This is a genomic window from Streptomyces sp. Da 82-17 (assembly GCF_046098215.1).
Classification (GTDB): Bacteria; Actinomycetota; Actinomycetes; order Streptomycetales; family Streptomycetaceae; genus Streptomyces.
In genome coordinates this window covers 19,380-28,356 of record NZ_JBJURH010000039.1, presented here as the reverse complement: position 1 = coordinate 28,356, position 8,977 = coordinate 19,380, and the positions used below count along the sequence as shown (strand labels likewise).

General features: G+C 72.4%; 8 protein-coding genes and 1 pseudogene. 5 read left to right on the top strand and 4 right to left on the bottom strand.

Annotated features, from left to right (window positions below; all coding sequences use genetic code 11):
* Positions 1 to 91: 91 nt before the first annotated feature.
* The gene (locus ACIDOF_RS36935; RefSeq protein WP_409010645.1) at positions 92 to 1,297 is read right to left on the bottom strand and encodes an MFS transporter; all 1,206 of its coding nucleotides are present in this window, start codon (positions 1,295 to 1,297) and stop codon (positions 92 to 94) included.
* Between the two features lie 147 nt (positions 1,298 to 1,444).
* Between ACIDOF_RS36935 and ACIDOF_RS36930 the strand changes: the two genes are divergently transcribed.
* Complete coding sequence (locus ACIDOF_RS36930; protein ID WP_409010644.1) at positions 1,445 to 1,918, top strand: MarR family winged helix-turn-helix transcriptional regulator; 474 nt, start codon at positions 1,445 to 1,447, stop codon at positions 1,916 to 1,918.
* A gap of 44 nt (positions 1,919 to 1,962) precedes the next feature.
* On the opposite strand, the gene ACIDOF_RS36925 is transcribed toward ACIDOF_RS36930, so the two are convergent.
* On the bottom strand, positions 1,963 to 2,451 hold the full coding sequence (locus ACIDOF_RS36925) for a VOC family protein (protein WP_409010643.1): 489 nt from the start codon (positions 2,449 to 2,451) through the stop codon (positions 1,963 to 1,965).
* 147 nt (positions 2,452 to 2,598) lie between these two features.
* Here ACIDOF_RS36925 and ACIDOF_RS36920 point away from each other — a divergent pair, with 147 nt between their 5' ends.
* Positions 2,599 to 3,417, top strand: a complete 819-nt coding sequence (locus ACIDOF_RS36920; RefSeq protein ID WP_409010642.1) for an alpha/beta fold hydrolase — start codon at positions 2,599 to 2,601, stop codon at positions 3,415 to 3,417.
* A 57-nt stretch (positions 3,418 to 3,474) separates the two neighbouring features.
* On the opposite strand, the gene ACIDOF_RS36915 is transcribed toward ACIDOF_RS36920, so the two are convergent.
* Positions 3,475 to 4,683, bottom strand: a complete 1,209-nt coding sequence (locus tag ACIDOF_RS36915; protein WP_409010641.1) for a serine hydrolase domain-containing protein — start codon at positions 4,681 to 4,683, stop codon at positions 3,475 to 3,477.
* Positions 4,684 to 4,964: 281 nt separating this feature from the next.
* Between ACIDOF_RS36915 and ACIDOF_RS36910 the strand changes: the two genes are divergently transcribed.
* The 3 genes from ACIDOF_RS36910 (at position 4,965) to ACIDOF_RS36900 (ending at position 8,551) form a co-directional block, all read left to right on the top strand.
* Entirely contained in the window at positions 4,965 to 6,368 is a 1,404-nt protein-coding gene (locus ACIDOF_RS36910; RefSeq protein WP_409010640.1) for an MFS transporter, read from the top strand.
* Between the two features lie 90 nt (positions 6,369 to 6,458).
* Positions 6,459 to 7,283, top strand: a complete 825-nt coding sequence (locus ACIDOF_RS36905; RefSeq protein WP_409010639.1) for a class I SAM-dependent methyltransferase — start codon at positions 6,459 to 6,461, stop codon at positions 7,281 to 7,283.
* Between the two features lie 11 nt (positions 7,284 to 7,294).
* Complete coding sequence (locus ACIDOF_RS36900; RefSeq protein ID WP_409010638.1) at positions 7,295 to 8,551, top strand: tyrosine-protein phosphatase; 1,257 nt, start codon at positions 7,295 to 7,297, stop codon at positions 8,549 to 8,551.
* A 19-nt stretch (positions 8,552 to 8,570) separates the two neighbouring features.
* Here the strand turns inward: ACIDOF_RS36900 and ACIDOF_RS36895 are convergent.
* Positions 8,571 to 8,918 (bottom strand): annotated as a pseudogene (locus tag ACIDOF_RS36895) (nuclear transport factor 2 family protein); the annotation flags it as partial.
* Positions 8,919 to 8,977 lie beyond the last annotated feature (59 nt).

The window sequence follows — 8,977 nt, the reverse complement described above, 5'->3', positions numbered from 1 at the left end:
GGTTGAGGGGTTCGGGGGCGGGGGGGCCGGGCCGGGGGGGGGCGCCGCCTACGGGGCGCGGGACCCGACCCCCGAAGTCCGGGGGAGGGGCTCAGACCCTCGCCGGGGCGGGCTCGGCCGTCGCGGACCCGGCGACGACGCGGCTCGCCTTACGGGTGCGCCGGTCCAGGTGGGCCGCGAGGAACGCGAGCAGCAGCGCCGTGCCGGAGAGGATCGCGCCGACCCAGTTCGGGGCGGTGAAGCCGAGGCCCGCGGCGATCACGACACCGCCGAGCCAGGCGGCGAGGGCGTTGCCGAGGTTGAAGGCGCCGATGTTGGCGGCGGAGGCGAGGGTCGGGGCGGCCGAGGCCTGGTCGAGCACCCACTTCTGCAGCGGCGGCACGGTCGCGAAGCCGAGGGCGCCGATCAGGGAGAGGGTGATCGCGGCCAGGACCTTGTCGTGCGCGGTCGCGGTGAACAGGAGCAGGGCGGCGGTGAGGGCGGCGAGGGCGGTGAACAGCATCGGCATCAGGGCGCGGTCGGCGAACTTCCCGCCGAGCAGGTTGCCGAGGAACATGCCGACGCCGAACAGGACGAGCAGCCAGGTCACGGCGCCCTCGGTGTATCCGGCGACCTCGGTCATCATCGGCGTGATGTAGGTGATCGCGGCGAACACACCGCCGTACCCGAGGACGGTCATCGCCATCGCGAGCCAGACCTGGACGTTGCGGAAGGCGGCGAACTCACCGCGGACGCTCACCGACTCCGGCCGGCCGGTCTCGGGGACGAGCTTGGCCACGCCGAGGAGGCCTACGACGCCGAGGGCGGCGACGATCGCGAAGGTCACGCGCCAGCCGGCGGCCTGGCCGACGTACGTGCCGCCGGGGACGCCGACGATGTTGGCCACGGTCAGGCCCATGAACATCAGGGAGATCGCGGAGGCCTTCTTCTGCGGGGCGACCAGGTCGGCGGCGACGACGGAGCCGATGCCGAAGAACGCGCCGTGCGCGAGGGAGGCCACGATCCGGCCGGTCAGCATGAGGCCGAAGCTGGGGGCGACGGCCGAGAGGGCGTTTCCGGCGATGAACAGGCCCATGAGGAACATGAGCATCTTCTTGCGGGAGACCCGGGTGCCGAGCACGGTCAGGAGCGGGGCGCCGATGACGACGCCGAGCGCGTAGCCGGAGACGAGCCAGCCGGCCGTCGGGATGCTGACGCCGAAGTCTCCCGCGACCTGGGGCAGCACGCCCATGATCACGAACTCGGTGGTGCCGATCCCGAAGGCCCCGATGGCGAGGGCCAGGAGCGCGAGAGGCATGGGAGGACCTTTCCAGGTGATTGTGCGCTGGGGTTACGTCGAAAGACAATAATTGCAAGCGCGGGATAAATGCAAGCGGGGTCAACCCTGGCATGCATTAGTCCTCGTGTGCAACTATTGAGGGGATGGTCCGACAAAGGAGCCCCGATGACCGCCACCGCCCCCGCACTCACCGCCCTGGCACACGGCTGGTGCGCCCTCTCCCTGCTGCACGGCCGGATCGAGTCCCACCTGGAGCACGCCCTCCAGACCGGGCACGGCCTGAGCGTGCGTGAGTACTCCCTCCTTGACGTGCTCAGCCGCCAGCACGACGGGGAGGGCGGCCATCTGCAGATGAAGCAGGTCGCCGACGCCGTCGTCCTCAGTCAGAGCGCCACCACCCGCCTGGTCACCCGCCTCGAGGACCGCGGCCTGCTCTCCCGCTACCTGTGCCCCACGGACCGGCGCGGGATCTACACCAACGTCTCCGACGCCGGCCTCAAGCTCCTCGCAGAGGCCCGCCCCACCAACGAGGCGGCCCTCCGTGAGGCACTCACAGAGGCCGCCGCCGACCCGCGGCTCGCACCCCTCGTGCGCACGATCGAGGCGACGGATGCGCCGTCGGCCGTCACCGCTGCCTGACGTCCCCGGTCGGCCGCGCGGTCCCGACGCCCGTACTAACTGGGCTAGTTGGCGAACCCGCCCTTGGGTTCGATGATCTCCAGATTGGTGCCGTCGGGGTCGTTGAAGTACGCCACCTTCGTGTCGAGCGCGGCTTCCGGGGTGACCTCGCCCGCGATGAACGTGTAGGCGTCGCCCAGGAAGTCGTAACCGGCGTCCTTCATGCGCTGATGGACGGCCTCGAAGTCGTCGACCTTGAAGCACAGGTGCATGGAGCCGGGCCGGTTCGCCTTGCCGTTGGTGCGCTCGTCCACCGGGTCCTGGAACTGGATCAGGTCGATGCCGAGCCCGTCGATGTTGATCGTCGCGTACCGCAGCTTCGCGTTCGGCAGCCCTTGCGTACGGCCGAACGGCTCGCTGTCCATGGTTCCCCGCGCGACGGGTTCACGGCCGGTCAGCGCCGAGTAGAACGCGATCGAGGCGTCCAGATCGGACACCGAGATCCCTACGTGCGCACCCTGCGTGAGGTGCATCGGTGTGTCGGCGACAGTCATGGGAGTCCTCTCGAATGCGGTGGTACGAGGGCATCCCTGGCAATTCTTCCGAAGTCGCGGCGGTACGCATCCTGTCGCACGGAGGCGGAGGCGGGGGGCCTGTGACTGCGGCTGCGCGGTGCCGGTCGGGCGCCGACAATGGCCTTCATGCCGGTACGACGCGTCGCGGTCCGGGGCGCCGAGCTCGAAGTGGACGAGCGGGGCGCGGGGGAGCCCGTCCTCCTCGTGCAGACCGCCCTGACCGCCGACGAGCTGCAGCCGCTGGCCGAGCACCCCGCGCTCGCGGCCGGCCACCGCACGATCCTCTGCCACCGGCGCGGCTACGCGGGCAGCAGCCCCGCCGACGGCCCGGGCTCGGTCAACGGCGACGCCGCCGACTGCGTCGCCCTCCTGGACGCCCTGGGCGTCGAGCGCGCCCACGTCCTCGGCTACTCGTACAGCGCCGCCGTCGCACTCCAGCTCGCGGCCGACGCACCGCACCGCACGCACACCCTCGTACTCCTCGAACCCCCGCCCGTGCACACGGCGAGCGCGCCCGAGTTCCGCGCGGTCAACGACCGGCTGCGGCGCACCCGCCGCGAACACGGCCCGGCGGCGGCGCTCGACGAGCTCCTCACCCTCGTGACGGGACCGGACTGGCGCGAGGTGTTCGACGCCCGACTCCCGGGCTCCGTACGGCAGATGGAGCGGGACACGGCCACCTTCTTCGACACCGACGTGCCCGCACTCCTCGCCTGGCGGTTCGGCCCCGCCGACGCCCGCCGCATCACCTGCCCGGCACTCCACGTCGGCGGCACCGACAGCGGCCCCTGGTTCGCCGAGACCCGCGCCCTCGTCCACGCATGGCTGCCGCACGCCGAGGACGTCCAACTCCCGGGCGCCAACCACTCGTTCACCCTCACCCACACCGACGCCACGGCACACGCGGTGGCCGACTTCCTGCGACGGAACCCGATGCCCACCTGAGACGGAACCCGATGACGGCCTGACGCGAGGCCGCCCCCACCCGCCAGGCGGACCACTTCACCCGCCCAGATGCCGGCCGATCGCCAAGAACGCCTGAACGAGCGGGACTTGAGGCACCGCGGGCGACACCACCTGCGACGCGTAGTGCACGATCACGAGATCGAGCCCGGGTGACACGAACAGTCGCTGCCCGTGGATCCCGCTCGCCAGGAACGAGCCGTACGGATCGTTGGGGATCCACCAGAGGTCGTGGTACGAGAGGGACGCGGGGCTGTCGGGCGGCGCGGCGGGGAAGCGGACGCGGCGCGCGTAGCCGTCCGGCGCACCGGAGACGACGGTCGAGGCCACCGCCTCGGGCACGATCTGACGCCCGCCGGCCGCGCCGCCGCAGCGCAGCATCTCCCCGAGCCGCGCCACGTCCCGCGCGGTCGCACTGAAGCCCCCGCAAGCGGCCTCGGCGCCCTCCGGGTCCAGGAGGTAGTACGCGTCCTCCTCCGCGCCGATCCGCGACCACAGCACCTCGGACAGCAGCTCGGAGGTCGTCACACCGGTCACCCGGCGCAGCACTTCCGCGAGCGCCTCGACGTTGCCGTTCTCGTACCGGAACTCCACCCCCGGTGCACCCGTCGCCCGCGCCGTCGCCAGGTGCTCCCGGATGCTGTCCGGCCCGGAGTAGCCGTACGGGCGCAACCGCGGGGCCACGACCGCGAAGTAGCGCTGCGCCTCCAGGGCCTTGTCGTACGGGCGGCCCGCGTAACTCATCGACGTGCCCATGTGCAGGAGGTGGTCGACCTGCGCGTCCCCGAACGCCGTCCCGGCCAGCTCCGGCACGTACTTGGCGACCTGGGCGCCCCGGTCCAGCTGCCCCTCGTGGGCGAGCACCGCCGCGACGAGCCCGAGGTACGACTTGGCGGCCGAGGCGTTGAAGTGCGGCACGTGCGGCTCGTACCCGTGGAGGTACTGCTCGTGCACGAGGCGGCCGCGGTGCAGGACGAGCAGCGCGTCGGACTCGGCGAGGCCCAGCAACTCCGGGAGCGTGACGGGCTGTTGGTGCGGCCCGGCGAACGTGAGGCCGTCGAGCGCGCCGACCGTCGCCTGCTCGGGCGTCGGGGAAGCGCCGGGGAGTGGGGAGGGCCCGCCCGCGCCGCGCCAGACGCGTCGGCTCGGCACGAGTTCCCGGCCCGAGGTCGTGTGACACCGGGCCCGGACGGGATCGGTGTAACCCCGCGCCCAGACGAGATCGGCCAGTGAGGGCATGCCTGCCATGCGTTCCGCTCCGCTCTTCCGGTCCTCCCCCGACTGGCTCGTTACCGTACAGGTTGTCTCGTAACTCGACCAGAGTCGGCGGAGATTCGGAAGCGCCTTTCAGGGCATTGACCGTGCGCTGACGCTGCCTTTACGTTGCCGGACGTCAGTCTTGTTACGAGACAACCAGTTCGGAAACGTCAGTCCGCAACCTCGGTTCGACAGCTCGATTCGACAGCCTCGGTTCGGAATCTCCACTCGGCAGCAATGCGGCAGTGCCGCCCCTCGCGCAGGAGTCGCCCATGGCAACCCACCCGACCGCGCCCCCGACCGGCCCCACCGGCCCGCCCGGACACCACCCTCGAACCTCGTCCGAGGGCACGGGTGACGCCCCGTCCGAGGGCGCGGGCGACGCCTCGGATCAGCAGGCGGGGGAGGCGTCGCCGCCCGCGTACGACCGGCGGCGGGCTCGGCTGATCACCGTCATGATCGTGGCCTTCATGGTCGTGAACTTCGCCGACAAGTCCGTCCTCGGGCTCGCGGCCGTCCCGATCATGGACGAGCTGAACATCTCCCACAGCACGTACGGCATGATCTCCAGCTCGTTCTCGCTGCTGTTCAGCCTCTCCGGGCTCGTCGTCGGCTTTCTGTCCGCGCGGATCTCGAGCCGTGTGCTGCTGTTCGCCATGACGTCGCTGTGGGCCGTCGCGCAACTGCCCGTCCTGGTCGTCGCGACCGTGCCCGCGCTCGTCGCGGGGCGTGTGCTGCTCGGGGCGGCGGAGGGGCCGGCCGCGTCGATGTCGATGCACGCCCTGTACAAGTGGTTTCCGCCGGGCCGGCGCGGGCTGCCCTCGGCGCTGCAGATCAGTGGCGCCGCGATCGGCACCCTGGTCTCCGCGCCCGTACTGACCTGGATCATCACCGACCACGGCTGGCGCGCCGCCTATGCCGCACTGGCCGTCGTCAGCGCCTGCTGGGCCCTGGTGTGGTGGCGCGTCGGCCACGACGGACCCTTCGACGACAAACGGCCGACCGACTCGACCGCACCGGCGACCGCGCCCGAACGGCTCCCGTACCGCACACTCCTCTTCACCGGCACCGTCCTGGGCTCCGTCGCCAGCGGATTCGGCGCGGGCTGGGCGCTGTCCGTCAGCCACGCGTGGCTGCCCGCCTATCTGCGCACCGAGCTCGACCTGACCGCCGGCGCCGCGGCGACCACGATCAGCGTGATCTCCGCGTTCAGTCTGGTCCTGCTCCTCACGGTGTCGCCGCTGATGGACGTCCTCAAGTCCCGTGGCGTCACCAGCCGTTGGTCGACCGGCGCCACGCAGGGGATCGCCGTGTGCGTGGCGGGCTGCGCGATGGCTGCGTTCCCGTTCGTGGACGGGCACCTGCCGCGGCTGCTGCTGATCGGCCTCGCCTTCGGCACCGTCGCCGTGGCCGTCCCGTTGCACTACATGACGGTCGCCGAGGTCGTGCCCACCGCGCAGCGGGGCGCCCTCTTCGGGATCGTCGCGGGCACCGGCACCCTCGCAGGTCTGGTCGCGCCGTCCCTGACCGGTCACTTCGTCGACGCGGCGGACACCGCGGCGGCGGGCTACGGCAACGCGTTCGCGCTGGCCGCGCTGGTGATGGCGGCGTGCGGGCTGTTCGCGGTCGCGGCGATCAGGCCGGAGCGCGACGCCTGGGCGCTGGGCCTGCGGTGAGAGCGGGCGGGGCGAGGAGCGATGCGCCGGCCCGGTGACGTCGCCCCACGGACGCGTAACCGCCCGCCAGCCGGCCAGTACTCTCGCCCCATGTCCGACACCCCTGTGGCGCGCTTCTACGACGAGTTGGCCGACGACTACCACCTGATCTACGCCGACTGGGACGCGAGCATCCGCCGCCAGGGCGAGGCCCTCGACGCCCTCGTCCGCGAGGCCCGCGGCACCGGGGCCGAGCCCGCGACGGTGCTGGACTGCGCCTGCGGCATCGGCACACAGGCCCTCGGCCTCGCCGGGCGGGGCCACCGCGTCACCGGCACCGACCTCAGCCCGCGCGCGGCGGCCCGCGCGAGCCGAGAGGCCGCACGCCGTACGGTGCCGCTCCGCACGGCGGCCGCCGACATGCGGCAACTCCCGTTCGACAGCGGGCAGTTCGATGTCGTCGTCTGCGCGGACAACTCCCTGCCCCACCTGCTGACGGCCGACGACGTGCACGCGGCCCTCGCGGAGATGCACCGCGTGCTGCGCCCCGGCGGCCTGCTGCTGGTCAGCACCCGCCCGTACGACGAGCTGCTGCGCGACCGGCCCGCCTCCACCCCGCCGCAGGTCCACCCGGACACGGGCGGGGCGGCCCAGGGGCGGGGGCGCACCGTCACGTTCCAGCTGTGGAACTGGCACGACGACGGCGAGCACTACGACCTGGAGCACTTCCAGCTCCTCCCGGCGCCACGCGCCACCGCGCCCGACGACGACTGGCGCGTCCGCGTCCGCCGCTCCACGTACTGGGCGCTCGGCAGCGCACGTCTGACGGAGTGGGCAACTCGGGCCGGATTCACGGGAGTCGAGTGGCGTACGCCGCGACAGACGGGCTTCTTCCAGCCGCTCCTCATGGCCCGCGCCAAGATCGACCCGGCATAGGCTCCGGAGCTGTGAGCAGACACATACCTTTCGAGCGCCTCCACAACTTCCGTGACCTGGGCGGATATACGACCCCCGACGGGCACACGGTGCGCTGGGGCCGGCTCTACCGCTCCGACTCCCTCGGCAAGCTCGCCGCCGACAGCGCGGACTGGGAGCGGTTCCTCGCCCTCGGGATCGGCACGGTCGTCGACCTGCGGTACCCGTGGGAGATCGACGGCAAGGGACGCGTCCCGGACCACCCGTCGTTCGCGTACCACAACCTGAGCATCGAGCACCGCCCGTACGACCAGGCCGGACTCGGCCCCGACGTGGCGGCCGGGCCGTTCCTGGCGGAGAAGTACGTGGAGGTCGCGCACGACGGCGCCGAGGAGATCCGGCAGGTCCTCGACGTGATCGCGTACGGCGGCGACGAGCCGCTGGTGTTCCACTGTGCCTCCGGCAAGGACCGCACGGGCCTCGTCGCCGCGCTCGTCCTCGCCCTGCTCGGCGTACCCGAGACGCAGATCGTCGACGACTTCGCCCGCACCGAACACGCCACGGCCCGACTCGTCGCCGACTGGAGCGCCGAGCGCGCGGGCCGGAAGCCCGCCTGGCCCGACCACGGCCGCGCCCCGGCCGATGTCATGCGCCGCTTCCTCGACGCCCTCACCCGGCAGTACGGCTCCGTCCACGACTACGCCCGCAAGGCCCTCGGCGTCGACGACGAGCTGATCGAAGCCCTGCACCACCGACTCCTCCAACCGCCGCTGGACTCAGTCGAGTTGACGTACCGTCGGGCGGACGCGTCGGACCTGGCCGAGCTGGTGCGGCTGCGGGACGACGCCGCCCGCTGGCAGCTCGCCCACGGCATCGACCAGTGGAAGCCCGGCCAACTCGGAGAGGACCACTTCCGCCGACGCCTCGACGAGGGCGAGGTGTGGATCGCCAGCCTCGGCCCCGACGGGCCGACCGCCGGCGCCTGGGAGCTGTGGTGGGACGACCCGGCCGCCTGGGGCCCGCAGCCGCCGGACGCCGGGTACGTGCACCGCCTGATGACCGACCGCCGCACCGCCCCGCCCGGCACCGGCCGCCACCTGCTCGCCGAAGCCGAACGCCGCATCGCCGCCCGCGGCCGCACCTGGTGCCGACTCGACTGCCTGGCCGACAACCCCCGGCTGCGCGCGTACTACGAGGCCGCGGGCTACACCGTCGCCGGGGAACTGGCCGGGAAGGACGGCGGGCTCGGCGCCCCGTACGCGGTGACGCTCCTGGAGAAGCGCCTCTGAGCCTCGTCGGCCGTCGCCGTCAACTGTGGCGGTGGTACGCCTTGTTGGCGATCCGCCAGCCCTCGCCCGCAACGGCGCCGCGCACGAGCAGGAAGACGTCGGTGAACGTGTCGGCGCCGTGCGCGAGCGTCATCGTCGCGGTCGCGACGGTGCCGTGGACGTCGACGGCGTCGATCCGGCGCGTCCGCTCCGCCTCGTCCGGGGCGGGCCTGCCGGGGAACAGCGCGCAGTAGTCGTCGAGCGTCCAGGAGACGAACACGCCGTCCCGTACGCCCTCGACGTGCGCGGTGGGCAGGAACGCGGCCCTGAAGTGGGCGGGATCGCCGGTCGCGTGCCCGCGGACGTACGCGTGCAGCGGTTCGAGCACGTCGAGCGGCTGCTCACGGAGCGACGGGGACACGGCGGTGGGCAGGCGAGTCGTACGAG

Excerpts from the sequence above, each read along its gene's own strand:
- ACIDOF_RS36935 (WP_409010645.1), bottom strand. The coding sequence starts at position 1,297 with ATGCCTCTCGCGCTCCTGGCCCTCGCCATCGGGGCCTTCGGGATCGGC.
- ACIDOF_RS36930 (WP_409010644.1), top strand. The coding sequence starts at position 1,445 with ATGACCGCCACCGCCCCCGCACTCACCGCCCTGGCACACGGCTGGTGC.
- ACIDOF_RS36925 (WP_409010643.1), bottom strand. The coding sequence starts at position 2,451 with ATGACTGTCGCCGACACACCGATGCACCTCACGCAGGGTGCGCACGTA.
- ACIDOF_RS36920 (WP_409010642.1), top strand. The coding sequence starts at position 2,599 with ATGCCGGTACGACGCGTCGCGGTCCGGGGCGCCGAGCTCGAAGTGGAC.
- ACIDOF_RS36915 (WP_409010641.1), bottom strand. The coding sequence starts at position 4,683 with ATGGCAGGCATGCCCTCACTGGCCGATCTCGTCTGGGCGCGGGGTTAC.
- ACIDOF_RS36910 (WP_409010640.1), top strand. The coding sequence starts at position 4,965 with ATGGCAACCCACCCGACCGCGCCCCCGACCGGCCCCACCGGCCCGCCC.
- ACIDOF_RS36905 (WP_409010639.1), top strand. The coding sequence starts at position 6,459 with ATGTCCGACACCCCTGTGGCGCGCTTCTACGACGAGTTGGCCGACGAC.